The 26,201-nt window shown below is 74.7% G+C and carries 26 protein-coding genes; 12 read left to right on the plus strand and 14 right to left on the minus strand.

Annotated elements, in window-relative coordinates; all coding sequences use genetic code 11:
* The first annotated feature begins 32 nt into the window (after window positions 1-32).
* Window positions 33-692: a COG4315 family predicted lipoprotein gene (locus ACSDG8_RS09145; RefSeq protein ID WP_184683483.1), complete on the plus strand. Its 660-nt coding sequence runs from the start codon at window positions 33-35 to the stop codon at window positions 690-692.
* Between the two features lie 146 nt (window positions 693-838).
* Window positions 839-1,753, plus strand: coding sequence for a DNA-3-methyladenine glycosylase family protein (locus ACSDG8_RS09150; RefSeq protein ID WP_210898362.1), 915 nt, complete (start codon window positions 839-841; stop codon window positions 1,751-1,753).
* 5 nt (window positions 1,754-1,758) lie between these two features.
* Here the strand turns inward: ACSDG8_RS09150 and ACSDG8_RS09155 are convergent, their stop codons facing one another.
* Window positions 1,759-2,280: a DUF1990 family protein gene (locus tag ACSDG8_RS09155; RefSeq protein ID WP_116511259.1), complete on the minus strand. Its 522-nt coding sequence runs from the start codon at window positions 2,278-2,280 to the stop codon at window positions 1,759-1,761.
* A gap of 53 nt (window positions 2,281-2,333) precedes the next feature.
* Here ACSDG8_RS09155 and ACSDG8_RS09160 point away from each other — a divergent pair, with 53 nt between their 5' ends.
* The gene (locus ACSDG8_RS09160; protein WP_210898364.1) at window positions 2,334-2,807 is read left to right on the plus strand and encodes a GNAT family N-acetyltransferase; all 474 of its coding nucleotides are present in this window, start codon (window positions 2,334-2,336) and stop codon (window positions 2,805-2,807) included.
* A gap of 67 nt (window positions 2,808-2,874) precedes the next feature.
* On the opposite strand, the gene ACSDG8_RS09165 is transcribed toward ACSDG8_RS09160, so the two are convergent.
* Window positions 2,875-3,297 (minus strand): SRPBCC family protein, encoded by a 423-nt coding sequence (locus tag ACSDG8_RS09165; RefSeq protein ID WP_210898366.1) that lies wholly within the window; start codon window positions 3,295-3,297, stop codon window positions 2,875-2,877.
* Window positions 3,298-3,522: 225 nt separating this feature from the next.
* Window positions 3,523-3,735, minus strand: a complete 213-nt coding sequence (locus ACSDG8_RS09170) for a hypothetical protein (protein ID WP_184683475.1) — start codon at window positions 3,733-3,735, stop codon at window positions 3,523-3,525.
* Between the two features lie 136 nt (window positions 3,736-3,871).
* On the opposite strand from ACSDG8_RS09170, the gene ACSDG8_RS09175 reads away from it, so the two are divergent.
* Genes ACSDG8_RS09175 through ACSDG8_RS09185 form a run of 3 tightly spaced genes read left to right on the plus strand, consistent with a single transcriptional unit; the run spans window position 3,872 to window position 7,091 of the window.
* Entirely contained in the window at window positions 3,872-4,984 is a 1,113-nt protein-coding gene (locus ACSDG8_RS09175; RefSeq protein ID WP_439427807.1) for an ATP-dependent DNA ligase, read from the plus strand.
* A 19-nt stretch (window positions 4,985-5,003) separates the two neighbouring features.
* The gene (locus ACSDG8_RS09180; protein WP_439427808.1) at window positions 5,004-6,608 is read left to right on the plus strand and encodes an alpha/beta hydrolase; all 1,605 of its coding nucleotides are present in this window, start codon (window positions 5,004-5,006) and stop codon (window positions 6,606-6,608) included.
* A 30-nt stretch (window positions 6,609-6,638) separates the two neighbouring features.
* On the plus strand, window positions 6,639-7,091 hold the full coding sequence (locus ACSDG8_RS09185; RefSeq protein ID WP_210898378.1) for a GNAT family N-acetyltransferase: 453 nt from the start codon (window positions 6,639-6,641) through the stop codon (window positions 7,089-7,091).
* 94 nt (window positions 7,092-7,185) lie between these two features.
* On the opposite strand, the gene ACSDG8_RS09190 is transcribed toward ACSDG8_RS09185, so the two are convergent.
* Genes ACSDG8_RS09190 through ACSDG8_RS09205 form a run of 4 tightly spaced genes read right to left on the minus strand, consistent with a single transcriptional unit; the run spans window position 7,186 to window position 14,813 of the window.
* Window positions 7,186-7,911 carry an ABC transporter ATP-binding protein gene (locus ACSDG8_RS09190; protein ID WP_210898380.1) on the minus strand — a complete coding sequence of 242 codons (726 nt, stop codon included), beginning with the start codon at window positions 7,909-7,911 and terminating at the stop codon, window positions 7,186-7,188.
* A complete protein-coding gene (locus ACSDG8_RS09195; protein WP_184683459.1) occupies window positions 7,911-8,900 on the minus strand; it encodes an ABC transporter ATP-binding protein in 990 nt (329 codons plus the stop codon). Before ACSDG8_RS09195 ends, ACSDG8_RS09190 begins: the two co-directional genes overlap by 1 nt.
* A gap of 1 nt (window position 8,901) precedes the next feature.
* Window positions 8,902-11,631, minus strand: a complete 2,730-nt coding sequence (locus tag ACSDG8_RS09200; RefSeq protein WP_439427809.1) for an FtsX-like permease family protein — start codon at window positions 11,629-11,631, stop codon at window positions 8,902-8,904.
* A complete protein-coding gene (locus ACSDG8_RS09205; RefSeq protein ID WP_210898382.1) occupies window positions 11,628-14,813 on the minus strand; it encodes an ABC transporter permease in 3,186 nt (1,061 codons plus the stop codon). Before ACSDG8_RS09205 ends, ACSDG8_RS09200 begins: the two co-directional genes overlap by 4 nt.
* Window positions 14,814-15,083: 270 nt before the next feature.
* On the opposite strand from ACSDG8_RS09205, the gene ACSDG8_RS09210 reads away from it, so the two are divergent.
* On the plus strand, window positions 15,084-15,929 hold the full coding sequence (locus ACSDG8_RS09210; RefSeq protein ID WP_210898384.1) for a hypothetical protein: 846 nt from the start codon (window positions 15,084-15,086) through the stop codon (window positions 15,927-15,929).
* 24 nt (window positions 15,930-15,953) lie between these two features.
* Here the strand turns inward: ACSDG8_RS09210 and ligD are convergent, their stop codons facing one another.
* The gene (ligD, locus tag ACSDG8_RS09215) at window positions 15,954-16,979 is read right to left on the minus strand and encodes a non-homologous end-joining DNA ligase (RefSeq protein ID WP_210898386.1); all 1,026 of its coding nucleotides are present in this window, start codon (window positions 16,977-16,979) and stop codon (window positions 15,954-15,956) included.
* A 47-nt stretch (window positions 16,980-17,026) separates the two neighbouring features.
* On the opposite strand from ligD, the gene msrB reads away from it, so the two are divergent.
* On the plus strand, window positions 17,027-17,437 hold the full coding sequence (gene msrB, locus ACSDG8_RS09220) for a peptide-methionine (R)-S-oxide reductase MsrB (RefSeq protein ID WP_210898388.1): 411 nt from the start codon (window positions 17,027-17,029) through the stop codon (window positions 17,435-17,437).
* Between the two features lie 8 nt (window positions 17,438-17,445).
* Here the strand turns inward: msrB and ACSDG8_RS09225 are convergent, their stop codons facing one another.
* Complete coding sequence (locus ACSDG8_RS09225; RefSeq protein WP_013284827.1) at window positions 17,446-17,721, minus strand: isoamylase early set domain-containing protein; 276 nt, start codon at window positions 17,719-17,721, stop codon at window positions 17,446-17,448.
* 155 nt (window positions 17,722-17,876) lie between these two features.
* Between ACSDG8_RS09225 and ACSDG8_RS09230 the strand changes: the two genes are divergently transcribed.
* The 3 genes from ACSDG8_RS09230 (at window position 17,877) to ACSDG8_RS09240 (ending at window position 19,867) form a co-directional block, all read left to right on the plus strand.
* Complete coding sequence (locus ACSDG8_RS09230; RefSeq protein WP_030503017.1) at window positions 17,877-18,137, plus strand: hypothetical protein; 261 nt, start codon at window positions 17,877-17,879, stop codon at window positions 18,135-18,137.
* Window positions 18,138-18,203: 66 nt separating this feature from the next.
* Entirely contained in the window at window positions 18,204-18,647 is a 444-nt protein-coding gene (locus ACSDG8_RS09235) for a GNAT family N-acetyltransferase (RefSeq protein ID WP_210898390.1), read from the plus strand.
* Between the two features lie 107 nt (window positions 18,648-18,754).
* Window positions 18,755-19,867, plus strand: coding sequence for a lytic polysaccharide monooxygenase auxiliary activity family 9 protein (locus ACSDG8_RS09240; RefSeq protein WP_210898392.1), 1,113 nt, complete (start codon window positions 18,755-18,757; stop codon window positions 19,865-19,867).
* Between the two features lie 96 nt (window positions 19,868-19,963).
* Here ACSDG8_RS09240 and hemQ read toward each other — a convergent pair whose 3' ends face one another.
* Genes hemQ through hemE form a run of 3 tightly spaced genes read right to left on the minus strand, consistent with a single transcriptional unit; the run spans window position 19,964 to window position 23,172 of the window.
* Complete coding sequence (hemQ, locus tag ACSDG8_RS09245; protein ID WP_013474527.1) at window positions 19,964-20,665, minus strand: hydrogen peroxide-dependent heme synthase; 702 nt, start codon at window positions 20,663-20,665, stop codon at window positions 19,964-19,966.
* Entirely contained in the window at window positions 20,662-22,071 is a 1,410-nt protein-coding gene (hemG, locus tag ACSDG8_RS09250; protein WP_439427810.1) for a protoporphyrinogen oxidase, read from the minus strand. Before hemG ends, hemQ begins: the two co-directional genes overlap by 4 nt.
* Before the next feature lie 9 nt (window positions 22,072-22,080).
* Window positions 22,081-23,172: a uroporphyrinogen decarboxylase gene (gene hemE / locus ACSDG8_RS09255; RefSeq protein ID WP_439427811.1), complete on the minus strand. Its 1,092-nt coding sequence runs from the start codon at window positions 23,170-23,172 to the stop codon at window positions 22,081-22,083.
* A 173-nt stretch (window positions 23,173-23,345) separates the two neighbouring features.
* Here hemE and ACSDG8_RS09260 point away from each other — a divergent pair, with 173 nt between their 5' ends.
* Complete coding sequence (locus ACSDG8_RS09260; protein ID WP_210898398.1) at window positions 23,346-23,915, plus strand: DUF3000 domain-containing protein; 570 nt, start codon at window positions 23,346-23,348, stop codon at window positions 23,913-23,915.
* A 161-nt stretch (window positions 23,916-24,076) separates the two neighbouring features.
* On the opposite strand, the gene ACSDG8_RS09265 is transcribed toward ACSDG8_RS09260, so the two are convergent.
* Window positions 24,077-24,880, minus strand: a complete 804-nt coding sequence (locus tag ACSDG8_RS09265; RefSeq protein WP_210898400.1) for a hypothetical protein — start codon at window positions 24,878-24,880, stop codon at window positions 24,077-24,079.
* A 92-nt stretch (window positions 24,881-24,972) separates the two neighbouring features.
* Entirely contained in the window at window positions 24,973-26,115 is a 1,143-nt protein-coding gene (locus ACSDG8_RS09270) for a trypsin-like peptidase domain-containing protein (RefSeq protein WP_439428038.1), read from the minus strand.
* Window positions 26,116-26,201: the final 86 nt, after the last annotated feature.

Raw genomic sequence — 26,201 nt, forward strand, 5'->3', positions numbered from 1 at the left:
ACTCGGCGAACTGCCAAGAACGAGGAGGGCACGTGGCACACCACAAGCGGACGATCGTCATCGTCGCGAGCGCGATGGTCGCACTTACGGCCTGCGCCCCCGCAGGCTACAACGGGGCGAACTCGAGCGCGGCCGAGCCGGTCGCCGTCGCCGCGGCCGAACCCACCGCGGCGGCCGAGCCGGAGGCGTCGGCGGCTCCCGAGGAGAAGCCGGTCGCGGACAAGGCGCCCCCGGCCAACGTGAAGATCACCGACGAGCTGGTCGGCAAGAAGCTGCCCCGGATGGGCCGCGTCGTCACCGACCAGGACGGCTGGGTGCTGTACCGGTTCGACAAGGACTCCGACGACCCGCCGCAGTCCAACTGCGTGGACAAGTGCGCCGAGGTCTGGCCGCCGTCGCTCACCGACGGCAACCCGAAGCTGCGTGGCGTCTCCGACGACAAGGTCGGCACCATCACCCGCCAGGACGGCACGCGGCAGCTCACCATCGGCGGCTGGCCGGTCTACCGCTACATCGGCGACAAGAAGCCGGGCCAGTGGAAGGGCCAGGGCGTCGGCGGCACCTGGTTCGTGGTCGACCCCAACGGCAAGAAGAACCTGACCTGCCTGCCGACCGGCACGCCCAAGGCGGTCGCGCCGCCCGCGGCGGGCAGCTCGAACAGCTCCGGCGGCGGGTCGGACTACTCGTACTGACGTACCAGGTCACGGTGACCGGTCGCCGCCGGGAGGGCGCGGCCGGTCACCGTCGTAAACCCGGGAGGCGGAGCGCACCGGCATCGCCCCGCCTCCCGGCACGGCGTGTCCGCCGTCACGGCCGGGCCGCGTGGCAGAGTGACCGGATGACCTCGCCCGCCGCACGCCGCACGCTGCGCCCCCCGGCCGGCTACCGGCTGGCCGCGTCGGTGCGGGCGCTCACGTTCAGCCCGTACGACCCGTGCGCGCGGATCGCCGCCGGCACGTTCTGGTGGGCCACCCGCACCCCGGACGGCCCGGCCACGCTGGCGCTGCGCCCGGAAGCCGGCGAGCTGACGGCCGAGGGGTACGGCCCCGGCGCCGGCTGGGTCGTCGAGCGGGCCGACCGGATCGCCGGACTGTACGACGACCTGACCGGGTTCGCCGCGCTCGCCGCCGCGCACCCGCTGGTGGCCGAACTGGCGCACACCCACCACGGGCTGCGGATGCCCGCCACCGGGCAGGTCTTCCCCCGGCTGCTGCGGGCCGTCTTCGAGCAGAAGGTCACCGGCAAGGAGGCGTACCGGGCGTACGCCGCGACGGTGCGGCACTTCCGGGAGCCCGCCCCCGGCCCGCTGCAACCGCTGCTGCTGCCGCCGGAGCCGGCCGCGGTGGCGGCCACGCCGTACTGGGTGTTCCACCCGTTCGGGGTGGAGCAGCGACGCGCCGACACGCTGCGGCGGGCGGCGGCCGTCGCGGACCGGCTGGAACGCTGCGCCGACTCGGCGGAGGCCACCCGGCGGCTCACCGCGATCCCCGGGATCGGGCCGTGGACCGCCGCCGAGGTGGTGCGGATCGCGTACGGCGACCCGGACGCGGTCAGCGTCGGCGACTACCACGTGCCGAACACCGTGGCCTGGGCGCTGGCCGGTGAGCCGCGCGGCGACGACGCCCGGATGCTGGCGCTGCTGGAGCCGTTCCGGGGGCACCGGGGCCGGGTGTGCGTGCTGCTGGAGGCGGCAGGTGTGCAGGCGCCGAAGTACGGCCCGCGCGCCCCGATCCGCTCCTTCGCCCGGTACTGACCGCCTCAGCGCCGCCGGCACAGCCGCCGCAGCGTCCGCCCCAGCCACCAGGCGTACGCCCGCTGGAAGCCGAGCACGACCGGCCCGCCCGCCCGCACGTACCAGTGGGCGGGGCGGCTGAACGCGGTCACCTCGAACCAGACGCCGTCGGCGCCCCGGGTCACCAGGAACGCCTCCTCACCGACCTCCGGGTGCCCGGGCAGCGTGCCGTAGCCGAAGCCGGCCCGATCCGGCTCGTCCACCGTCCAGACCACCTCGGTCGGGCCCCACAGCCGCACCGGGCCGACACCGAGGCCCGGCGTGACCCGTACCCCGGGCGCCGCGCGCGGCGCGTCCGCGCGCATCACCACACCGGCGGCGCGGTGCAGCCGCCAGCCCAGCAGCGCGTCCGCCGCGACCGGGAAGCCGCCGTCCGGCAGCCGGACCCGGTGGCGCAGGTGGTGGTAGCCGGCCGGCAGGCCGCCGTCGCGGGTCGCGCCCACCTCGGGGTACGTCAGCTCGGGCACGGCGGCCACCTCCTCGCTCACGGGAACACCCGCCAGGGTACGGCCGCGCCGGAGGGCTGTGGTGAGCTGAGCCGGTGACCGACCTGACCATCGCCCCCGCCGACGTCGCCGACGCCGGTGAGATCCTCACCGTGCAGCGCGCCGCGTACCTGGTGGAGGCGCAGCGCTACCGGGACGTGTTCCTGCCGCCGCTGACCGAGACGCTGGACGAGGTCCGGGCGGCGCTGGCCGGCCCGGACGTGGTGCTCGCCGCGCGCAGCGGCCCCCGCCTGGTCGGCTCGGTACGCGCCCGCGTCGACGGCGGCACCGCCCACGTCGGTCGCCTCTCGGTCGCGCCGGACCAGCAGGGCCGGGGCGTCGGCGGACGGCTGCTGGCCGCCGTCGAGCACGCCTGCGCGGGCCGGGTGACCCGGTTCGCGCTGTTCACCGGCGCGGACAGCGCGGCGAACCTGGCCCTGTACGCGCGGCGCGGCTACCGGGTGGTGGCGCACCGGCCGGACGAGAACGGCAACCGCCTCGCGGTGCTGGAGAAGACGCTCGACGCCTGACTCCGCCCTGACGCACGTGACCGGTCCGGACGCCTCAGTCCTGCTCGGCGACGCCCGCCTGCTGCCCTCAGTCCTGCTCGCAGCGGCGGCGGAGCCCGTCCGCCTCCTGCCGCAGGTAGCGGCGCATCATCGGCCCCGCCAGCAAGCCGAGCAGGCCGGCCAGCGGCCCGGTCTGCACCAGGGCCAGATCGACCCGGGTGCGCCCGTCGCCGAGCGCGACCAGGCGGTGCTCGCCCCGGCTGCGCACGCCCGGGCTCGCGGACTCCCACACGAACGAGTACGGCGGCTCGATCTCGGTGACCCGCCACACCGCCGGGGGCAGGCGCGGCTGCTCCAGCTGGGCGGTCGAGCCGAGCGCCAGCGGACCGGGTTCCAGCCGACGGGCGGCGATGACCGAGGGCGTCCACTCCGGCCAGCTCTCGATGTCGCTCTGCACCGCCCACACCCGGTCGACATCGGCGGCGATCTCGACGGACTCGACGAACCGCATCGGCGTTCCTCCCCGTGGACGCGTCAGCTCAGGCTACGCCCGCCCCCACCCGCCCGCCGCCCCGCGCCGCCCCCCGCGCCGCCCTCGCGCCGCCCCGCCCTCGCTTCGTCGATCTTGGACTTGTGGCGCCCAGGATGCCCGGTTGGCGAGCTTTATGAGGCACCACAACTCCAAGATCGGCGTTCGCCGGCGGCGGGGGGGGTGGCGGGGCGGGGCCGGCGGGGGTCAGGCGGCTTCGTGGAGGTCGGCGAGGGTGACCGGGGCGTACCGCTTCAGCAGCCGCTCCAGCTCGGCGACCGAGCCGACCTCGCCGACGACGTTCGAGCCGCCGCCGTGCTCGGGCGGGTAGCTGTGCGCCAGCCGGTACCGGTAGCGGCCACGGATCAGCTCGACGCTGACCCGCCAGCGCCCGCAGCATCCGCAGCTCCACTCCGGCACGCCGCGACGGTAGCTCTGACCTGCGGTTCCACCATCCGGGCGACAGTGACGAACACGTCCGGGCCGGGACACGCCGCCCGGCTCCCGCCGGTGATCTGCCTCACCACTGTCGGTGGCGTCTGGTTGACTGGTCGCCGTGGACCTGCCGATCAACCCTCCGGTCGAGCCGATGCTGGCCAAGAGCGTGGCCGAGCTGCCCACCGATCCCGGTCTGACCTACGAGCCGAAGTGGGACGGCTTCCGCTGCATCGTGTTCCGCGACGGTGACGAGGTCGAGCTGGCCAGCCGGGGCGGCAAGTCGATGACGCGCTACTTCCCCGAGGTGGTGGAGCAGGCACGCCGGCAGCTCCCGCCCCGGTGCGCTGTCGACGGCGAGCTGATCGTGATCCGCCGGGACGGGCCGGGCGGGCAGCCGCGGCTCGACTTCGAGCTGCTGGCCCAGCGGATCCATCCGGCCGCCTCCCGGGTGAAGCTGCTGGCCGAGACCACCCCGGCCGACTTCGTCGCGTTCGATCTGCTGGCGATCGACGACGAGCTGCTCACGGAGCAGCCCTATCCCCGGCGCCGCGAGCGGCTGGAGCAGGCGCTGTCCGGGGTACGCCCGCCGGTGCACGTGACGCAGGTGACCACCGACCCGGAGACGGCCCGCCGCTGGTTCGAGGTGTTCGAGGGCGCCGGCCTGGACGGGCTGATCGTCAAGCCGGCCGACCTGCCGTACGAGCCGGGCAAGCGGCTCATGTTCAAGGTCAAGCACGCGCGCACGATGGACGCGGTGGTGGCCGGCTTCCGCTGGCACAAGTCCGGTCCGGTGGTGGGCTCGCTGCTGCTCGGGCTCTACGACGACGACGGCGTGCTGCACCACATCGGCGTCAGCTCCTCGTTCACCATGGCCCGCCGCAAGGAGCTGCTCGACGAGCTGGAGCCCTACCGCGAGGTCGGCGGCGAGCACCCGTGGGTGCACGGCGACCACGAGCGGGGCCAGCGCATCCCGGGCGGGGTGAGCCGGTGGACCGGCGGCAAGAACCTGGAGTGGGAGCCGCTGCGCCCGGAGCTGGTGGTCGAGGTGGCGTACGACGCGATGGAGGGCGATCGGCTGCGGCACACCGCCCGGTTCCTGCGCTGGCGGCCCGACCGTGATCCCCGCTCGTGCGGCTACGGCCAGCTCGACCGCCCGATCCGCTACGACGTCGACGAGGTGCTGCGCGGCGATCCGGCGGCGACGGTCGGTGACACCCGCGGCCGGGCGTAGCCTGACGGTCGACACGATCATGGAAGGCGCCCACGTGACCCGCTTCCCCGACCGGACCCGCCGGTTCCGGCCCGCCCTGGCCGCGTTCGTCGCGGCGGTGGTGCTCACCGCCGGCTGCACGCTGCCGGCGTTCGCCCCGCGCGCCGAGAGCGAGGGCGAGGCCGCCCCGCCGGGCACCGCACCGGAGTGGCGGGCCTGCCCGGAGGTGCCGAACGAGCTGGTCGGCCGGGGCGCTGCGGACATGCGCTACGACTGCGCCCGCATCGCCGTGCCGCGCAACTGGGGCACCGGCGCCACCACCGGCGCGACCGCCGGGCCGGGCACCGGCGAGACGTTCGAGATCGCGCTGATCCGGGCCCGCTCGACCAAGCAGCGCGACCGGATCGGCTCGCTGGTGGTCAACCCCGGCGGTCCCGGGGCCTCCGGCGTCGACACCGCCGTCTACCTGTCCTTCGGCCCGGCGTTCGGCGGCCTGCCGACGGCGATCACCGACCGGTTCGACATCGTCGGCTTCGACCCGCGCGGTGTGGCCCGGTCCAGCCCGGTCAAGTGCATCTCCGACGCCGACCTGGACGCCAGCTTCGGTTACGACCCCGACCCGGAGAGCCAGTCGTCGTTCGACGGCTTCGTCGGCCTCAACCGGCGCATCGGCGAGCGGTGCGGCGCGAAGTACGGCGACCAGCTCCCGCTCTACGGCACCGAGCAGGCCGCCCGGGACATGGACGCGGTCCGCGCTGCGGTCGGCGACGACAAGCTGACGTACCTCGGCTACTCCTACGGCACGCTGCTCGGCGCCACCTACGCCCAGCTCTATCCGCAGCGCGTGCGCGCGCTGGTGCTCGACGGCGCGGTCGACCCGCAGCAGAAGCTGATCGCCGGGTCGGAGAGCCAGGCGAAGGGCTTCGAGCGGGCGTTCGACAACTTCACCAGGTGGTGCGCGGCGAACGCCGGCCGCTGCCCGATCGCCCCGGACGCCCGGGGTGCGGTCACCGACGCGATCGCCAAGGCGAAGACCTCCCCGGTACGCGGGAAGGGCGGCCGGGAAGCCACCGCCGGCTGGGTCTTCTACGCGGTGATCTCCTCGCTCTACACCGAGCAGGGCTGGCAGGAGCTGGCCCGGGCGATCGACGAGCTGCAGGGCGGCGACCCGGACGCCGTGTTCAAGCTGGCCGACTCGTACGCGGGCCGTGAGCCCGACGGGCACTACTCCAACCTGTTCGACGCCAACCTGGCGGTCAACTGCGCGGACGAGACCGAGAAGCCGACCCGCGAGCAGGTCCGCTCGTTGCAGTCGCAGTGGCGGCAGAAGTACCCGCTGTTCGGTCCCGCCCTGGCGGTGGGGATGCTGGGTTGCGTGGAGTGGCCCGGCGAGCGGGACCCCTATCCGGCCGGCCGGGCGAACGGCGCGCCGCCGATCCTGGTGGTCGGCACCACAGGTGACCCGGCGACGCCGTACGAGCAGACGCCCGCCCTGGCTTCGATGCTGGGCGTGGGGCGGGTGCTCACCTGGGAGGGCGAAGGGCACACCGCCTACCCGCAGACGTCGTGCGTGACGTCTGCGGTCGACGCGTACCTGATCTCGCTCACCGTCCCCCGGGAAGGGCTGCGCTGCCCCGCCCGGTGACGGACGGTCCCGCTGTGCCAGGCTGGCCGGGTGACCGAGGTGATCTTCCGGGAGGCGGTCCGCGCCGACCTGCCCGCCGTGCTCGCCCTGCTCGCCGACGACGTGCTGGGGCGTACCCGCGACCTGCCCGAGGTGGACGAGGCGTACGAGCGCGCCTTCGCCGACCTCGACGCCGACCCGCGCAACGAGCTGATCGTCGCCGACGACGGCGGGGAGCTGGTGGGCTGCTTCCAGCTCACGTACATCCCCGGGCTGGGGCGGCACGGGGCCGAGCGATGCCTGATCGAGTCCGTGCGGGTCCGCTCCGACCGGCGCGGCCGTGGGCTGGGCGGGACGATGATGCGCTGGGCGATCGACCGGGCCCGGGAGCGTGGCTGCGCGCTGGTGCAGCTCACCACCGACAAGCAGCGCGCCGAGGCGCACCGGTTCTACCGCGACCTGGGCTTCGTGGCCAGCCACGAGGGCATGAAGCTGGCGCTCTGACCGGGCCGCGACCAAGCGCTGGGACGTGATCCGGCACCGGGCCGCGACCAGGCTCCGGGCCGCCGCCCGAAGGCGCGCGGCCCGGTCGCCCGGGTCAGTCCTCCGGCGCCAGCCGCCCGTCGCGCAGCGTCAGCGTCCGGTCGGCCATCTCGATCAGCGCCGGATCGTGCGTGGCCACAAGTGCGGTCATGCCCCGGGCGTGCACCACGGCCCGGAGCAGGTCCATGATCGACCGCCCGGTCTCGGAGTCGAGCTGGCCGGTCGGCTCGTCGGCGATCAGCAGGTCCGGCTCGTTCGCCAGCGCCCGCGCCACCGCCACCCGCTGCTGCTGCCCGCCGGACAGTTCGTACGGGCGCTGCGCGGCGTGCCCGCCCAGTCCGACCAGTTCCAGCAGCACCGCCACCCGCTGCTCCCGTTCGGCCGCCGGCACCTTGGCCAGCCGCAGCGGCACCCCGACGTTCTCCGCGGCGGACAGGATCGGCACCAGCCCGAACGTCTGGAACACGAACCCGATCGTGCCCCGGCGCAACGCCAGCAGTTCCCGCTCGCCGGCCCCTGTGACGTCGTGCCCGGCCACCCGGATCCGCCCGGCGTCCGGCCGGTCCAGGCCGCCGATCAGGTTCAGCAGCGTGGTCTTGCCGGCGCCGGAGCGGCCCCGCACCGCTACCAGCTCGCCGCGCCGCGCGGTGAAGGAGACGTCCTGTACGGCGTGCACGGCGTGCTCGCCCTTGCCGAAGGTACGGCTCACCCCCTCGACCTGGACCACGTCCTCCACTGCCGTCACCGACGCCGCCGGCAGCACCACTGTCTGGTCGGTCATCACTCACTCTCCTCGGCGGTCGCCCGGTCGCCGGGACGCACCTCGACGTGGTCGGGTTCCAGGTTGAGCCGGACCCGGTCGCGCAGCGACAACGCCTCCACGAACTGCGCCGGCAGCTGCATCCGGCCGGTGCGGTCCAGTACCGCGTACTCATCGCTGACCATCTCGGTGCCGCCGTCGGCGGTGACGCGCGCGGTCCGGCGTACCTCGGAGGCGGTCCGGCCGTCGCGGATCGCGACGGTACGGCGGACCTGGCCGGCCACGGCCTGGTCGTGGGTGACCACCACGATGGTGACGCCCAGCTCGGCGTTGATGGTGCGCAGCGCGGCGAAGACCTCCGCCCCGGTGGCCTCGTCCAGCTCACCCGTCGGCTCGTCGGCGAAGAGGATCTCCGGGTCGTTCGCCACCGCCACGGCGACCGCGCAGCGCTGCTGTTCGCCGCCGCTCATCTGGCCCGGCCGGCGGTCCGCGCAGTAGCCGACGCCGACCATGTCCAGCAGCTCGCGGGCCCGTTCCCGCCGCTTACGCCGCCCGCCGCCCCGCCCGGCCAGCTTCATCGGCAGCTCCACGTTCTCCAGCGCGGTCAGGTACGGCAGCAGGTTGCGGCCGGTCTGCTGCCAGATGAACCCGACCACCTCCCGCCGGTAGGCCAGCCGCCGCTTGTTCGACAGCGACAACAGGTCGTAGTCGGCGACCCGGGCGATGCCCGCGGTCGGCGTGTCCAGGCCGGACAGGATGTTCAGCAGCGTCGATTTGCCGGAGCCGGACGCGCCGACGATCGCGACCAGCTCACCCCGGTCGATGACCAGGTCGAGGCCCTGGAGGGCGAAGACCTCGACGCCCTCGGTCTTGAAGATGCGCACCAGGCCGTCGCAGACGATGTGCCCGCGCAACCGGTCGCGTCCTCCGGCCCGTTGCGCGGCCCGTTCGGCCGCGCGCTGTTGCAGGGACGCCAGATCCGGCACGGACGCCTCGGCGGTCGCGGTCATCTCAGCTCTCCTCTCCGAGCCGCAGCACCTCACCGAGGCGCATCCGGCGGTTGTTCACGGCCTCCACGGCGATCGCGAAGCCCAGGGCCACCATGGCCAGGACCGACACCCCGGCGACCAGGCCGGGTTCGAACTGTGGGCGTACGTCCACGCCGCCGGTGAACGCGGGCAGCCCGAGCACCGGCGTGAGCAGCAGCGGCAGCAACGCGCCGACCACCGCGCCGGTGAGCACCGACACCAGCACCAGCGGGGTCAGCTCGACCATCAGCATGCCGCGCCACTGCCGGCGCGACAGGCCCATGGTGCGCAGCCGGGACAGCACCTGCCCGCGCGAACGGGCCCCGGCGAGCACCGCGAGCGCGAGCCCGAGCAGCCCCAGCACCGCGCCGCCCCCGGCGCCGAGCGCGAAGCCGAACACCAGCAGGCCGTTCACGCCGGTGCCGCCCAGGTCGGCGCGCACGGCCGAGCGGGCCGTCACCTCCGGCGCGCGGGCCTTGTCCCCGGTGCCGACCCCGCCGATGCGCAGGTAGCGGTTCTGCCCCTCACGCGCGACCCGGTCCACCTCGGCGGCGTCCACGCCCGCGCCGGCCAGCACGAACCCGGTGGGCGCGAGCTGATGCGGCGCGTCCGCCGGCAACGCCGGCCACGGCAGCACCACGAACCGGCGTACGCCCTTGTCGACCAGCGCGAACTCGTCGACTGTGGCGGCGTTGCGCACCGGCAGCCGGTTGCCCTGCACGTCCAGCCAGGCGGGTCGCTCGCCCTGGGCGTCGGCGAGCCCGGCGTCGGCCAGCTCGTCGGCGACCGCCGGGGAGACGAGCGCCGGCAGCGGCGTGCTGCCGTCGGCGCGGGCCCGCAGCGGGTCGGGCACGCTCACCGGTACGCCGGCCCGGCGCGCCACCTCGGCGAACCGCTCCCCGTCCACGAGCACCACGCGCAGCTCGGTGATCGGCGCGAGGCGACCGGCACGGTCGGCGTAAGGGCGCTCGGCCGGCACTGTGAGCAGTGGCGCGACAGCGCGTACCCCGGGCAGCTCAGCCAGTTTCTCCGCGGTGTCCGGCGCGAAGCGCTCCCCGCGTACGAGCAGGTCACCCGGCACGGCCTGGGCGGCGGCGGTGTCCCGGCCGGTCTCGATGCCGGTCGCCACCACGCCGCAGAACGCGGCGGTGGCCACCGCCAGCACCACCACTACGAGCGGCCCGGTGCTCGCGGCCCGGCCCGCGCGGGCGGCGCCGAGGAACGCGACGCTGCCGCGCGCCCGCGCGGCGACGCGGCTGAGCAGCCGCAACGGCCAGGGGTACGCGCGCAGCGCCAGCAGCGCCGCCGCGATCGCCAGCAGCACCGGCACGGTGACCAGCAGCGGATCCACCGAGCCGGCGGTGAGCCCGCGGCGGCGCAGCAGGAACGCGCCGAGCACGGCGAGCCCGAGCACCGCGACCTCGACGGTGAGCCGGACGGCGGGCGACCGGCCGCCGAGGTCGGAGCGGCCACCGGCGCGGCGGCCGACCGCGAGCGCGGCGAGTGGCGGCAGCAGCGTGGCCAGCAGCCCGGCGATCAGCACCCAGTGCCAAGGCGACCCGGTGCCGGGCAGCAGCCCGCCGAGCAGCCAGCCGATCCCGGCAGCGGCCGGCAGCACCAGCAGCGACTCGGCCAGACCGCGACGCAGCACGTCACCGGTCGAGCCGCCGCGCGCCCGGATCAGGTGGAACTCGGCGCGGCGGCGGCGCGCGGCCAGCCGGGCGGCCAGCAGCGTCAGCCCGGCCAGCGTGGCGAGCAGCCCGGCGGCGATGACCGCGAGCAGGGTACGCGCGGCGGCGAGCGAGTCGGCGAAGCGCCGCAGCGGGATGTCCACGCCCTGGCTGAGGGTCATCTTGACCTCAGTGGGCATGGCCCGGTCCAGCCCGTCGACGCCGGCGATCAGCGCGTCGAGGCGGCCCGGTTCGAGCCGGTCCGGGGCGATCCGGTACCGCCAGCCGAACGTCACCGGCCATTCGCGGGCGGTGATCGAGTTCAGGCCCGCGTCGGCGGTGTACGCGACGGCCACGAACGGATCGCCGTCGCCTTCGGGCGGGCTGAGCTTCAGCATCGACGGCAGCGTGTCCCAGACACCGCCGGCCGGGTCGTTCGGCCGCCACACGCCGACCAGGTCGACCGGGCGGGAGTTGAGCACGTTGTTGTCGCGGTCCAGCAGCGAGAGGCGGAACCGGTCGCCGGCCGCGACGCCCAGCCGGGTGGCGATCGTCTCGGCGAGCGTCACCTCGATCGCGCCGGCCGGGGTGACGCCGCGTTCCGGCCACCGCCCGTCGACCAGGGTGGCCGCCTCCCGGATGCCGGTGCCGGCGCGCAGGTGCAGGTCGATCAGCCCTTTGTCGTCGCTCAGCGTCGGACCGCGCAGTCGCCCGGGGACGGTCTGCGCCGCGAACCAGCGCTCGCCGATCGCGTCGCGCACCTCGGCGGGCATCTTCTCCTCGACCGCCGCGAGCAGGGCTCCCCGGCTGGCGACGACGGGCTGGTCCGAGGCCGGCACGACGTCCGGTCCGGCGCTGTACGCGAGATCCCGGCGGGCCACCGGCTGACCGGCCACGTACTCGGTGAGCCCCTGCCCGGTCAGCCGGTCGGCGACCCGGGGCACGCCCGTGATCAACAGCGCGGTCACCAGGGTCAGGACGGCGAGCAGCAGGAACTGCCCTCCGTATGCGCGGACCCGGCGCGCGGCACCAGGAAGGCTCATCGTTCTCCTCCGATCCGGAGCTGCGCGGCGGCGACCCGCTGGCGGATGCCGGTGGTGATGACGGCGGCGAAGGCGAGCGCGGCGAGCAGCAGCCCGGCGGCGGTCGCCCCGATCGGCACCCAGGGCACTGTGAAGACCGCCTCGGGCACCGGCCGTCCGGCGGCCGGGGTGAGGATCACAAGCGGCACCATGGTGGCCGCGACGAGGGCGCCGACAAGCAGCCCGACGCCGACTCCGATCGCGGCCAGGAAACCCTGCTCGGCGAGGTAGGCGCGGGCCAGCAGCCGGGTGTTCGCGCCGAGCGTGTTGAACACGGCCAGTTCGTTGAGCCGCCGCCGGGTGGTGGCCCACACGTCGACCGCCAGGCCGACCAGCGCCAGCAGCACCGACCCGAGCGCGGCGGCCAGCAGGCCGGTACGCGCACCCTGCCAGTACGGGTCCTCGGCCGCCTCCGCGGCCACCGCCCGCCGGTCCAGCAGCACCGTGCCGCCGACCGTGGCGAGGGCCTCGGTCGCGGCGGCATGCCCACCCGGCGTGGTACGCAGCCACCACTCGGCCACCGGCCGCACGCCTCCGCTGCGCTCCAGCAGCTGGGCGCCGGCGGTGGGCAGGTCCAGCAGCACGCCGTCGCCACCGGTGCCGGGGATCGCGGCGACCTGGCCGACCACTGTGGCCTCGATCGTCACCTCGGAGACCGACAGTTTGACGGTGTCACCGGTCTGCACGCTCAGCGCGGCGGCGACCCCCGGTGTGATCAGCACCGGCACCGGCGGGTCCTCGGCCATCGGCACCACGGCGAACCGGGACGAGGGCACCCGGGCGTACTGCAACAGCCCTTCGGGCACGTCGAAGCCCTGCGTCGCGTCCACCGCCGTAGGGGTGGCCCGGGCGTCCCGGCGTGGCCCGCTGCCCGGGTCGATCACCCGCCAGGCCCCCTCCACCGGCAACGGCAGCGCCGCGCCGCCGCCGTCGGTGAGCCGCATGTCGGTGAGCAGCAGCCGGTACGAGCTGCCGGTGGCGTCGCCGCCGTCGGCCTCGAAGCCGGCCAGCCGCAGCGGGGCGCCGCCGGTGTCGGGCAGCGGCACGGAGAAGCGCACCGGCCGTCCCTCGCCGCCGGCCTCGGCCAGCCGGACCCGCCAGGTGGCCCCGGCGTCGGTGGCGAACAGCGCGCTCACGGCGACCCGCGGCCGGTCGTACATGCTTTCCACGGGCGTACGGACGGTGCCGGAGAACGTCTTCGCACCGGCTGGCAGGACACCGCCGACCGGATCGGCCCGACCGGCCGCGAGCCGGTCCAGCAGGGCCCCGGTGGACGCCCCGCCGTCGGCGTCGTCGAGCCGGATCATCCCCTTCGCGGCGGCGGCGTCCAGGGCCACCACGGTCGCCGGCCGGGCCTCGCGGCCCAGGCGCACGTCGTCGCGCCAGGCGGGCAGCACCCGGTCCAGGCCGGAAACGGCGGCCAGCGCGGCGGCCCGGTCGGCCGGGGCGGCACCGTTGCGTTCGGTCAGTCGCAGGTCCGTGCCGACCGTGTGCTGGGCCTGGTCGCGTTGCGAGCGTTCCCAGGATGCGACGAGCGACCAGGCGAGCGTGCTGCCCCCGACGGCGAGCGCGAGCAGCAGCACCGGGCCGGCGTGCGGGCGGCGGCCCGCCTGCCACATGCCGAACATGGTGGCGTTCCACGTCCGCCGGTCGACGAGGCGTTCCGCGATCCGGGTGGTCGGCGGCAGCAGCCGCAACGCGATCACCGCGCCGGCCAGCACGCCGATGGTGGGTGCGGCGGCCAGCAGCGGATCGATGCCGAGGCTGCCGTTCGCGCCGGCGAGCGGCGACGAGTACTGCCGCAACTGGGTCCAGGCGAGCACGGCCAGGGCCACCAGCGCCACGTCCACGCTCGCCCGCTGCACCGCCGCTCCCCGGGCTGGGCGGGATCGGGCCGCCATGTCCGCGACGTACGTGCCGGCCCGGCGCAGCGCCGGCACCACCATGGCGAGCAGGCAGCCGATCGCCGCGCCGACCGCCACCAGCCACACCCGGGCCACGTCGCCGTCGGCCAGCCCCAGGTCCGCGCCCAGGAGGTGGATCGCCTGCCCGGTCAGCGCCGGGGCCAGCAGCAGCGCCGGCGCCACCACGAGCGTCGCCTCGCGTACGGCCAGCCCGGCGATCTGTCCCCGGGCCGCGCCCCGGGCCCGCAGCAGCGCGGTCTGCGCCCGCCGGTCCTCGTTCAGCAGCGCGGCCACCAGCACCAGCGCGTACCCGCCGAGCACCACGATCAGCAGCAGCGGGGTGAGCAGCGCGGACCGGCCCACCAGATCGGCCCGGCTGAGCCGGTCGAGGAGCCGGTCCAGGTGGCTGAGCTGCTGCGCCGACGAGCCCAGACCGGTGGCGTCGGGCAGCTTCCCGGTGATCTCGTCCAGCGCCGCCGTCACGGCGGGCAGCCGGGCCGGCTCGACCGCCACCAGGTCGGGGTCGACCAGCCAGGCCGCCGAGGTGGAGCCCGGGAAAGTGCGCGCGAAGTCGGCCGGATCGAGCGCGAACGGCCCGTAAGAGGTGGTCTCCGCGTCGCCCTGGCTCTCCCCCACCCCCGGGGCGAGCCGCCAGTACGCCTCGGTCCCGTCCCGGGGCCGCCACGTGCCGGCCAGCACCACCGTGCCGGCCCGCTCCGCGCCCCGGTCGTACAGCGGCACCCGCTCGCCGACCTCCAGGCTCAGCTGTGCGGCCACCTTCTCCGGCAGCGTCACCTGCAACGGGTTGCTGCCGGGCACCGGCCACGCCCCGGCGGCCAGCTCGGCGTGCGCGGGCAGGTCGTCGAGCGTGGCCAGGTTGGCGAACATCGGGTCGTCGTCGGTGCGGGCGGCGCCCACGTCACCGGTCAGCTCCCGCCCGGTGCCGGACCGGATGCCGGCCACCGTGACCGGCGCCCCGCCCAGCCCGTTTGCGAACTGTGCCCGTACCGCCCGGTCCCGCTCGGCGTACGCGGCGGCGTCCGCCCCACCGGAGCCGCTGATCAGCAGGCTGCGCTCCTCCGCCGGGGCGGCGTCGAGCACCGCCCGGGCGCCCGCGTCCACCGCCCGGCGGTTGTAGTCGGAGAGTCCGGTGACCAAAGCGACCGCGACGAGTGCCGCGACAGCGGCGGCGAGCAGCAGCCCACGGGCCTCTACCGCCCGCCTCCACACCAGCTTCATCCGACGTCCTCTCCTGGCCCCGGGCGGGCCGATGCCGAGAGAGAGCAGTGACGCCCCGGAAAAGGTTCGCGCTCGTTACATGATCGTTATCGGCCTCCGACTCGCCCTCTCCCCGCCTCGCCGCCCTCCCCGCCGATCTTGGAGTTGTGGCGCCTCGAATGACTTCAATGCGGCTTTTGGGAACGACCACTACTCCAAGATCGACGGCGCGCGTGCGCGGCTGTCCACAGGGGCGGACTTTTGCGGGTTGGGGGCGGGAGAGTGCCGGGGGTGTGGCGGTACGGGGAGTTGCTGGCGGGTGGGGTGAGCCGTGGGGCGGTCCGGCATCAGGTGGAGGCGGGACGGCTCGGGCGGCTGTCCCGTGGTGTCTACGGCTGCGCCGACGACGAGGCGAACCGGTTGCGCGCCCTGTTCCGGCGGTTGCCGCCGGGAACCGTCGCGGGGTTCCACACCGGCGCGCGACTGCACCGGTTCGGGGCGGTGACCGACGACCGGGTGCACGTGATCGTGCCGCCCGGCGTGAGCGCACGGCGGATCCGGGGCGTGGCGACGCATCAGACGGTACTGCCGGTGCCGGACGCGGTGGAGATCGCCGGCATCCCCTGCGCGCCGGCCGGCCGCTGCGCCGTGGACCTGGCCCGGGTGATCCGGCGGGCCGACGCACTGCCGGTGCTGGACCTCTGCCTCCGCGCCGGCGCCTGCCGCCGCGAGGACCTGCTCACCGAGGTGGCGCGGTACGTCGGCCTGCGGGGAGTGCGACAGGCGGGGCAACTGGTCGCGCTCGCCGATCCGCGCTCGGAGTGCCGGCAGGAGAGCCAGTTGCGCCTGTTGCTGGTCGACGGCGGGCTGCCGCCGCCGGAGCCGCAACTGTGGGTCGCCGACGGGGACGGTCTACCGGTCTACCGGCTCGATCTGGGCTATCGCGACCGGCGCATCGGCGTCGAGTACGACGGCCGGTCCCACCTCGCCCTCGGCCGACTGCACCACGATCGATCCTGGCTCAACTGGCTGGCCGAGCACGGCTGGCGCGTGCGGGTCTACACCGCCACCGACCTCTACCGCCGTCCCCGGCACATCGTCGCCTCGGTCCGGAGCATGCTCACCGCCCCCGCCTGAGCCGGCCCACCCGAGGGATCCGCGTCAGGGGCGGGGGCGGTCGCGGTCCTTGGACGGCTGGACCCGCTTCGGCTCGCCGGGCATCTTCGGATATTCCGGCGGGTACGGCATGTCGCCCAGCCCGTCGGCGGCGTCGCGCTCGGCCCACTCCAGCAGCGGCGTGATGTCCCACGGCGCGTCGTCGATGCCGGCGTGCGGGTCGCCGCGCTCGGCGAACCGGGCCGGCACCGTGCCCAGGTGGAAGTCGTCCGGGTCGACGTGGGGTAGTTCGTCCCAGTCGACAGGGGTGGAGACGGTGGCGCGGGCGTTGGCGCGCAGCGAGTACGCGCAGGCGATGGTGCGGTCCCGCGCCATCTGGTTGAAGTCGACGAAGACCCGTTCGCCCCGTTCCTCCTTCCACCAGGCGGTGGTGACCAGTTCGGGGCGGCGCCGTTCCAGCTCGCGGGCCAGCGCGATGGTGGCGCGGCGCACCTCCACGAACGTCCAGCGCGGCTGGATGCGCAGGTAGACGTGCACGCCCCGGCCGCCGGAGGTCTTCGGCCAGCCGGGCACGCCCAGCTCGTCCAGCAGGCCGCGCAGCTCACCGGCGGCGGTCACCGCGTCGGCGAAGTCGGTGCCGGGCTGCGGATCGAGGTCGACGCGCAGCTCGTCGGGGCGGTCGGTGTCGGCGGCGCGGACCGGCCACGGGTGGAACACGACGGTGCCCATCTGCGCCGCCCAGGCCACGTGCGCCAGGTCGGCCGGGCACAGCTCGTCGGCCGGGCGGCCGCTGGGGAAGGCGATCCGCGCGGTGCTGACCCACGGGGGTACGCCCCGCTGCGGCACCCGCTTCTGGAAGAACATCTCCCCCTCGATGCCGTCGGGGAAGCGCTGGAGCGTGGTCGGCCGGTCCCGCAGGGCGCGCATGATCCCGTCGCCGACGGCCAGGTAGTAGCGGAAGACGTCCGCCTTGGTGAAGCCCTGCTGGGGGAAGATCACCCGGTCGGGGCTGCTCAGCCGCACCGTGTGCCCGGCTACCTCGATCTCCTCGACCGCGCCCTTGCCCGCCATCACGCGACCATATGCGATGGCGCCGACAGCCGACGTACCGTGAAGGGGTGAGTCTTTCCGACAACGAACTGCCCCGTACCGAGGACGAATGGCGCGTGCGGCTGAGCCCCGAGGAGTTCCGGGTGCTCCGCGAGGCCGGCACCGAGGCGCCCTGGACCGGTGAGTACGTCGACACCAAGACCCCCGGCGTCTACCACTGCCGGGCCTGCGGGCTGGAACTGTTCCGCAGCGACGACAAGTTCGACTCGCACTGCGGGTGGCCGAGCTTCGACGACGCCATCCCGGGCGCGGTCAAGGAGATCCCGGACAACACGCTCGGAATGCGCCGTGTCGAGATCCGCTGCGCGCGCTGCGACAGCCACCTCGGGCACGTCTTCGAGGGTGAGGGCTTCACCCCGAAGGACACCCGGCACTGCGTCAACTCGATCTCGGTGCGGCTGGAGCCCAGCGCCGGCTGACGGCGACGTCACAGCCGCAGCAGGCCGCCGGCCTCGTCCACCTGGTCGGCGGCCTCGTCGTCCAGCCAGACGCCGCCGGTGGCCAGGTAGCGGAAGCGGTACTCCCCCGGCTTCAACCGGACCGTCACGGTACGGGTGCCGTCGCGGCGCGGCACCAGCTCGTGCCGGCCGGGCTCCCAGCCGTTGAAGCAGCCGACCACGCTGACCGTGCCGGCCGGGGTGTCCCGGGGCAGCGAGAACGTCACCCGGGTCTGGTTGCCGAAGAGTTTGTTGCGCTTGATCACGGATCCTCCGGGGATTTTCGGCGGTCACCGGAGTCAACGCTCGACACGCCGGGAGCGACTCGCCGTAGGGCCGGATCAGGTTCGCCGGTTCCGGTTGCTCGCTGGTGTCGTCTGCGCGACTCTCGGATGACAGGTCCGTTTTCGGGGGGTTTCGCATGGCAACCTGCGAGGTTTGCGGTAACGACTACTGGATGGCGTTCGAGGTGCGCACCGTCGACGGGTCGCGGCACACGTTCGACTGCTTCGAGTGCGCGGTGCACAAGATGGCGCCGATCTGCGAGCACTGCCAGATCAAGATCGTCGGGCACGGCGTCGAGGTCTCCGGCCGCTTCTTCTGCTGCGCCCACTGCGCCCGCGCCGTCGAGGGCGAGCAGGGCGCCGAGGTACGCGACGCCGTCGGCGCCCGCCCCGCCTGACGCGCGCGCCCCGGCCGTCCCGCACCCGGCCCGGCCGGAGCGCGGGGCGCCGCCTAACCTGGGCCGATGCCCGTCGAGTCCCACCTGGCCGGCTTCGCCGACCTGGACGCCCGCACCTTCCACGACCTGCTCCGGCTGCGCATCGACGTGTTCGTGGTCGAGCAGTCCTGCCCGTACCCGGAACTGGACGGCCGGGACGTCGAGCCCGGCACCCACCATCTGTGGCTGACCAGCGACGGCGCCGTCGTGGCGTACCTGCGGATCCTGGCCGACCCCGGCGGCGTGGCGCGGATCGGGCGGGTGGTGGTGGCGCCGGCGGCCCGCGGCGCGGGCCTGGCCGGCGCGCTGATGACCGAGGCCCTCGCGGTGGTGGGTGACCGGCCGTGCGTGCTCGACGCGCAGACCCACCTCGTGGGCTTCTACGAGGCCTGCGGTTTCATGGTCAGCGGCCCCGGTTACGTCGAGGACGGAATCCCGCACACACCGATGCGCCGCGACCCAACTCATTGACGTTTGTCACTTTTTGTGGCAGCGTGCGGGCGGAGCCGCCACGCGGGAGAGGGCAACTCCCGACAGTCCGGGCGTCGTGCACCGACACCCCATCCCGGAGGCTTTCCATGTCCACTCCGTACCGCCGCCCGTTACCGCTCGCGGCGGCGATCCTCGCCGTCTGCGCGGTCGTCGCGGCGTTGCTCACCACCGCGTTCTCCGGCCCGGCCTCGGCGCACGGGTCGGTGGTCGACCCGGCCTCACGCGCCTACAGCTGCTGGCAGCGCTGGGGCGGTGACTTCCAGAACCCGGCCATGGCCACCCAGGACCCGATGTGCTGGCAGGCGTGGCAGGCCGACCCGAACGCCATGTGGAACTGGAACGGCCTGTTCCGCGAGGGCGTGGCCGGCAACCACCAGGGCGCCATCCCGGACGGGCAGCTGTGCAGCGGCGGCCGCACCCAGAGCGGCCGGTACAACGCGCTCGACACGGTCGGCGCGTGGAAGACCGTGCCGGTCACCAACAACTTCCGGGTCAAGTTCTTCGACCAGGCCAGCCACGGCGCCGACTACATCCGGGTGTACGTGACCAAGCAGGGTTTCAACGCGCTCACCTCGCCACTGCGCTGGAGCGACCTGGAACTGGTCGGCCAGATCGGCAACACCCCGGCCAGCCAGTGGACGCGTGAGGTCGACGGCGTGTCCATCCAGATCCCGGCGAACGCGCCGGGCCGCACCGGCCGGCACATCGTCTACACCATCTGGCAGGCCAGCCACCTGGACCAGTCCTACTACCTGTGCAGTGACGTGGACTTCGGCGGGTCCGGCCCGACCACCCCGCCGACCAGCACCCCGCCCACCAGCACCCCTCCGACCAGCACGCCTCCGACGAGCACGCCGCCGACCAGCCCGCCCCCGACCACGCCGAACCCGGCCGGCGGCTGCACCGCGACGTACGCGATCACCGGTTCGTGGGGTGGCGGTTTCCAGGCCGAGGTGAAGGTGACGAACGGCGGTTCACCGATCCGCGGCTGGTCGGTGAGCTGGAACTACCAGAACGGCCAGCAGGTCACCTCGGCGTGGAACGCCACGGTGACCAGCAGCGGAACACTCGTCACGGCACGCAACGCCGCCTACAACGGCACGCTCGCGGCAGGCGCGAGCACGTCGTTCGGCTTCACCGGCTCGGCCGGCGCGACGAACCCGGTGCCCGGCATCCTGTCCTGTACGACGACCGCCTGACGGCTGTCGCTTCGGTCGGGGCCCTGCTCGACACCCGCCGGGGTGTTAAGCGGGGCCCCTTCCTCTACCTCAGGCGTTAAGAAGGGGCCCTTCCTTTCACACCAGGCAGTTGACGATGTCGGCGACCGAACGGCGGCGGCCGGTGTAGAACGGGATCTCCTCCCGCACGTGCCGCCGGGCGCCGGAGGCGCGCAGGTCGCGCATCAGGTCCACGATCCGGTGCAGCTCGTCGGCCTCGAACGCGAGCATCCACTCGTAGTCGCCGAGCGCGAACGACGCCACTGTGTTGGCCCGCACGTCCGGGTAGCCCCGGGCCATCTTGCCGTGCTCGGCGAGCAGCTCGCGCCGCTCGGCGTCGGGCAGCAGGTACCACTCGTACGAGCGCACGAACGGGTAGACGCACAGGTAGGCGCGCGGCTCCTCGTCGTTCAGGAACGCCGGGATGTGGCTCTTGTTGAACTCGGCCGGGCGGTGCAGCGCCATCTGCGACCAGACCGGGGTGAGCGCCCGGCCCAGCGTGGTGCGGCGGAACCGCAGGTACGCGTCCTGGAGCGCGTCGCTGGACGACGAGTGCCACCAGATCATCAGATCGGCGTCGGCGCGCAGCCCGGCCACGTCGTACGTGCCCCGGATCGTGACGTCCTTGCCGGCCAGCTCGGTGAAGAGCGACTCGACCTCGTCGACGACGTTCTCCCGCAGCGACGGCAGCGGGCTGGTGGCCCGGTACACCGACCACATCGTGTAGCGGATGGTCTCGTTGAGCTCCCGCAGGCGCGCCGCGTTGGTCTGCTCGGTCATGCTGCCGATCCTTCCAGTGCCTTGATGATCTCTTCGGCCGCCGTCTCCCCGGAGCGGACACACACCGGGATGCCGACGCCGTCGTAGCCGGCCCCGGCCACCGCCAGCGTCGGGTACGCGGCGCGCAGCGCCGCCCGGACCGCCGCCACCCGGGCGGTGTGCCCGGGCGTGTACTGCGGCAGCGCGCCGCCCCACCGCTGCACGTGCCGGGCCACCGGGGCCGGCAGCGGCGCGCCGAGCACCGCCGACAGCTCCCGGTGCACCGTGTCGGCCAGGTCGTCGTCGGTGAGCTGCAGCGACGCCTCGTCGCCGTACCGGCCCACCGAGGCGCGCACCAGCGCCAGCCCGTCCGGCCGCCGCAGGTGCCCCCACTTCGTGGTGAAGAACGTGGACGCCTTGACCGTCAGCCCTTCGCCGGCCGGCACCAGGAAACCGGACAGCTCCGGCAGGGCCGGGCCGGGCAGCGCGAGGGTGATCAGGGCGACGCTCGCGTAGTCCAGCGCGCCGACCGTGTCGGCCGCCTCGGGCGCGGCGGCGGCGAGCAGCCGGCCGGCCGGGCGGGCCGGCACCGCGAGCAGCACCGCGTCGACCTCGACGTGCTCGGCGTCGCGGGTCGGCCCGACGGTGAGCCGCCAGCCGGCCGGGGTGCGGCGCAGCTCGCGTACCGCGGCGCCCCGGCGGATCGTCGCCCCGCTCGCCGTCGCCGCCGCCTCGACCAGCGTGCTGAGCCCACCGGCCAGTGTGCCGAAGACGGGTGCGCCGGGCGCGCGCGGCGCGGCGGCCTGCGCGGCGCGTACCGCGCCGACGAGCGTGTGCTCGGCGCGTGCCGCGCGGGCCAGCGCCGGCATCGTGGTGACAAGCGACAGGTCGTCGGCCCGTCCGGCGTACACGCCGCCGAGCATCGGGTCGACCAGCCGGTCCACCACCGGGTCACCGAGACGCTTGCGGACCATCTCGCCGACCGAGGTGTCCTCCCCGTCGGCCAGCAGCGGCCGGCCCGCGTCGCGGTCGGCGTCCGCGGCCGGCGGCGCCACCGCCGCCACCTTTTCCAGATCCCCGGGTACGCCGACGAGCGTGCCGCCCGGCACCGGACGCAACGTGCCGTCGACGAGCAGGGCGGCCTGCCCGACGGTCGGGTGCACGATCTCCTCGGCCAGGCCGAGCCGCCGGGCCAGCGCCACCGCGGCCGACTCGCCACCGGCCGGGTCGCGCATCAGGAACGACTCCGCGCCGAACTCGACCGGCCCGCCGGCCAGCTCACCGGTGAACAGCTTGCCGCCGAGGCGGCCGGACTGCTCGTACACGGTGACCTCGGTGCCCTCGGGGGCGCGGTCGCGCAACCGGACGGCGGCGGCCAGCCCGGTGATCCCGCCACCGACGATCGCCACCCGCCACGGTCGCACCACTGTCGCCTCCTAGCGCTCCGGTCGCGCGGTCAGCTCGTGCACCAGCGCGACCACCCGGGTCAGCACCTCGGGGTCGGTCTCCGGCAGCACGCCGTGACCGAGGTTGAACACGTGGCCGGGAGCGGCCCGGCCCTGCTCGACAATGCGCCGCACCTCGGTCTCCACCACCGGCCATCCGGCGAGCAGCACCGCCGGGTCGAGGTTGCCCTGCACCGCCTTGTCCGGCCCGATCCGGCCAGTGGCGACATCGAGCGGCGTACGCCAGTCCACGCCCACCACGTCGGCGCCGGCCTCGCCCATCGCGCCGAGCAGCTCGCCGGTGCCCACCCCGAAGTGGATCCGCGGCACGCCCGCGCCGGCGAGGCCGCCCAGCACGTACGTCGAGTGCGGCAGCACGAAACGGCGGTAGTCGGCCTCGGAGAGCGCGCCCGCCCACGAGTCGAACAGCTGCACCGCGGAGACCCCGGCGTCGATCTGCACTTGGAGGAACGCCAGCGTCACCTCGGCCAGCCGGGCGCACAGCGCGTGCCACAGGTCCGGGTCGCCGTACATCAGCGCCTTGGTCTTGGCGTGGGTCCGCGACGGCCCGCCCTCGACCAGGTAGCTGGCGAGCGTGAAGGGGGCCCCGGCGAAGCCGATCAGCGGGGTGTCGTCCAGTTCGACGACGAGCTGGCGGACCGCCTCGTCCACGTACGACACCTCGTCGCGGCCGATCGGGGAGATCCGCTCGACGTCGGCCGCCGTACGGATCGGCTCGGCCACCACCGGGCCGGTGCCGGGCACGATGTCCAGGTCGATACCGGCCGCGGCGACCGGCACCACGATGTCGCTGAACAGGATCGCCGCGTCCACCCCGTGCCGGCGAACCGGCTGGAGCGTGATCTCGGTGACCAGGTCCGGCCGGCGGCAGGACTCCAGCATCGGCACGTTGGCCCGGATCTCGCGGTACTCCGGCAGCGACCGGCCGGCCTGGCGCATGAACCAGACCGGGGTGTGCGGGCCCGGCTCGCGCCGGCAGGCGCGCACGAAGGGCGAGTCGGCCGGCCCGCCGCGGCGGGGTTCTCCGTCTCGGGCGGCAGTGCCCGTGGTGTCGGTGGTCATCGCGGCAATCGTGCCACGCCCCCGGTGCGCGCCCGCGCTCACCGTCCGCATTTGTGACGTAGAAGGAAGGGCCCCCGCTTAACGCCTCCGGTAGAGGAAGGGCCCCTTCTTAACCGTCGATCACCCGGCGCGCCGTCGCGCGCCGTACGGGAAGCGCGGCATAGGCTGCCCGCATGGCCCCCCCGATCGCGCTCCCGGAAACGTTCGCTCGCGCGGTCGCGGGGCTCCGATCGGTGACACCCCGCCCGGAGATCGTGCTGGAGGAGGTCGGGGCGCCCCAGCGGCTGGCCCCGTACGCGTTCGCGCTCTCCGCCGCCGTGATGCGCGACGACGACGAGGTGGCCACCGGGCGGCTGATCCTGCTGCACGACCCGGCCGGGCACGAGGCGTGGCAGGGCACGCTGCGGCTGGTCACGTACGTCACCGCCGAGCTGGAGGTCGACCTGGCCAGCGACCCGCTGCTGCCCGGCGTCGGCTGGACCTGGCTGACCGACGCGCTGGACGCGCAGGGCGCCGGGCACCGCGCGATCGGCGGCACCGTCACCCAGACGCTCTCCACCCGGTTCGGCGAGCTGGCCGGGCCGCCCGCCGCCGGCGACATCGAGATCCGCGCCTCCTGGACGCCGCTGCGCGCCGACCTGGGCCCGCACCTGCTCGGCTGGTGCACGCTGCTGGCCTCGACGGCGGGTCTGCCGCCGCCCGGCGTCACCGCGCTGCCCCGCCGCTCCGCCGGCGCCGCCTGACCGTCGCCGGTCGGCCCGCGAGGGCCGCGTACCGGCCCACGAGTCGCCTCACGCGCGACGACCGTTGCGGCGGGCCGGGGCGGTTCGCGCTCGGCGTACCCCCGAGCTGGAAAGCGAAGGCCGCCCCGGACGAACCGGGGCGGCCTCACGGCGGACGCCGGTCAGAGGTAGTTCTCGGCCTCGTCGCAGACCTTGTCCAGGCCCTTGTTCGCCGCCTCGAAGGCTGCCCGGTCGCCGCGCGACGCGGCGGCGATGGCGGTGGTCAGCTTGTCCAGGCAGTTCGCGATGACCTTCTTCTGCCGGGCCTGCTCGTCCCTGTCGTTCTTGGTGCCGGTCAGGTCCTGCTGGGTGTCCGACAGCCGCTCCTGCACCGTCTTCAGCTCACCCTTGAGCTTCTCGATCTCCTGCTGGTTGGCCGAGATGGTGCCCTCGCGCTGGCTGACCAGCCGCTGGGACTTGTCCAGCTCGCCGTCCGTGGAGACGTACAGGAAGGTCATCACGCCGCCGAAGACGAACAGCAACGCGGCGACGAGGCCGAGGACCAGCGGGGCCCACTTCCGGCCGCCGCCGGCGGGCGCGCCGCCGGCCGGTCCGTAGGGGCCGGGCGGCCCGGACATCGGCGGCGGGCCGTAGCCGGGGCCGGAAACCGGCGGGGCGGACAGCGGCGGGGCCGACAGCGGCTGCGGGTAGCCGGGGCCGGAAACCGGCGGTACGGAGACCGGCGGCGCCGACATCGGCGGTGGCACCGGAGCGGCGCCCGGCGCGTAGCCCGGCTGTCCCGGCGCGGCGGGCGGATGACCGGCGTACCCGGGAGCGCCGTCCGGCGCGGCGGGCTGGTGCAGGGTCGGCGCGGGCTGGTTCGGGTCGTACTGCTGGGGCGCGGGCCGGCTGCCGTACACGTTGCCGTAGACCGTGCCCCCCGGCGCCGGGGGCGGGTTGTCGCCTCCGGCCGGTGGGTAGGACATGTCGTTCCTCCAGATGAGCTGGTCCCCCGCGGGGTGGCCCGATGGGCCGGGGTCGATGCGACGCGGTCGCCCACACCGGCGTGGGCGACCGGTCAGCAGAGGCGGAACCGGTCGCAGGCGGTCTTGATCGGCACCGCCAGCCCGATGCCCTCGGCGTTGCGGGCCTTGGCCGTGGCGATGCCGACGACCTCCTTGGAACCGTTGATCACCGGGCCACCGGAGTTGCCGGGGTTGATCGGCGCGTCGAACTGGATCACCGGGCCGGCGCCGCGCTCGTCCTCGCGGAACGCGCTGACCACGCCCGTGGTGACGCTGTCCTGCAACCCGAGCGGCGCGCCGACCACGATGATCTGCTGGCCGGACCGCACCGGGTCGCGGGCCGCGACCAGACCGGCGAACTTGGCGCTGGTACGCAGCTGCGCCAGGTCCTTGTCCTTGTCGGTGGCAATGATCGTCGCCTCGAACCGCTGGTCCTTGCGCTCCAGGAACACCTTGCGCTCACCGGCCACGAACACCGACTCGACCACGTGGAAGTTCGTCAGCAGCGTGGTGCCGCCGCCGGACGGGGCCTTGCCGACGGCGAACGCCGTACCGGTGAACTGCCCCGCCCGCACCCGGAACACGCTCGGCAGCACCGCGCTGGCCACCGCCTCCGGGTTGAAGGCGGCCCCGGCCTGCTTCTCCAGGCTGCCCGCGCGCTGCTCCAGGCCGTCGAGCCGGCTGGCGTCCGCGCCCTGCCCCTCGGCCATCCGCTTGTCGGCGGCGGCGAGCCGGTCGTCGAGCCGGTAGATCTGGTACGCCTGCACGCCGGTGACCACCACCAGCACGGCGGCCAGCGTCAGCGCCACCACCGCGAGCCGGCTGCGCCGGGGAGCGCGCTCCGGCGGGCCGAGCGGCGCGCCGAAGCCGGAGACCTGCTGACCCGGGTACGCCGACGGCTGGCCGGGATACGAGGGCGCGGACACCGGCTGGCCCGGATGGACGGGCGCGGAGACCGGCCGGCCCGGGTACGACGAGCCGGAGCCGGAGTGCCGGTCCGCGTACGGCGACGTGGCCGGCTGGCCCGGGAACGACTGTGACCCGGCGGGGGCCTGGCCCGGGTAGGCAGGGGCGGACTGGGCCGATGCCGTGCCGAAGGACGGCTGACCCGGCTGGGCCGACGGCGTGCCGTAGGAGGACTGGCCCGGCTGGGCCGGCGCGGCGCCGAACGACGACGGGCCCGGCTGGGTCGGCACGGTGCCGAACGACGGCTGGGACGGCGCGGACGGGGTGACGACGCCCGACGACGCCGAGTAGGCGGCCGACGGCGACGCCCCGGCCG

The organism is Micromonospora sp. LA-10 (assembly GCF_051853095.1).
Classification (GTDB): domain Bacteria; phylum Actinomycetota; class Actinomycetes; order Mycobacteriales; family Micromonosporaceae; genus Micromonospora; species Micromonospora echinospora_A.

Bases quoted from the DNA above. Each gene is read 5' to 3' on its own strand.
- ACSDG8_RS09150 (WP_210898362.1), top strand. From the start codon at position 839: ATGACCTCGCCCGCCGCACGCCGCACGCTGCGCCCCCCGGCCGGCTAC.
- ACSDG8_RS09165 (WP_210898366.1), bottom strand. From the start codon at position 3,297: ATGCGGTTCGTCGAGTCCGTCGAGATCGCCGCCGATGTCGACCGGGTG.
- ACSDG8_RS09180 (WP_439427808.1), top strand. From the start codon at position 5,004: ATGGAAGGCGCCCACGTGACCCGCTTCCCCGACCGGACCCGCCGGTTC.
- ACSDG8_RS09190 (WP_210898380.1), bottom strand. From the start codon at position 7,911: ATGACCGACCAGACAGTGGTGCTGCCGGCGGCGTCGGTGACGGCAGTG.
- ACSDG8_RS09195 (WP_184683459.1), bottom strand. From the start codon at position 8,900: ATGACCGCGACCGCCGAGGCGTCCGTGCCGGATCTGGCGTCCCTGCAA.
- ACSDG8_RS09200 (WP_439427809.1), bottom strand. From the start codon at position 11,631: ATGAGCCTTCCTGGTGCCGCGCGCCGGGTCCGCGCATACGGAGGGCAG.
- ACSDG8_RS09205 (WP_210898382.1), bottom strand. From the start codon at position 14,813: ATGAAGCTGGTGTGGAGGCGGGCGGTAGAGGCCCGTGGGCTGCTGCTC.
- ligD (WP_210898386.1), bottom strand. From the start codon at position 16,979: ATGGCGGGCAAGGGCGCGGTCGAGGAGATCGAGGTAGCCGGGCACACG.
- ACSDG8_RS09230 (WP_030503017.1), top strand. From the start codon at position 17,877: ATGGCAACCTGCGAGGTTTGCGGTAACGACTACTGGATGGCGTTCGAG.
- ACSDG8_RS09235 (WP_210898390.1), top strand. From the start codon at position 18,204: ATGCCCGTCGAGTCCCACCTGGCCGGCTTCGCCGACCTGGACGCCCGC.
- ACSDG8_RS09240 (WP_210898392.1), top strand. From the start codon at position 18,755: ATGTCCACTCCGTACCGCCGCCCGTTACCGCTCGCGGCGGCGATCCTC.
- hemQ (WP_013474527.1), bottom strand. From the start codon at position 20,665: ATGACCGAGCAGACCAACGCGGCGCGCCTGCGGGAGCTCAACGAGACC.
- hemE (WP_439427811.1), bottom strand. From the start codon at position 23,172: ATGACCACCGACACCACGGGCACTGCCGCCCGAGACGGAGAACCCCGC.
- ACSDG8_RS09260 (WP_210898398.1), top strand. From the start codon at position 23,346: ATGGCCCCCCCGATCGCGCTCCCGGAAACGTTCGCTCGCGCGGTCGCG.
- ACSDG8_RS09265 (WP_210898400.1), bottom strand. From the start codon at position 24,880: ATGTCCTACCCACCGGCCGGAGGCGACAACCCGCCCCCGGCGCCGGGG.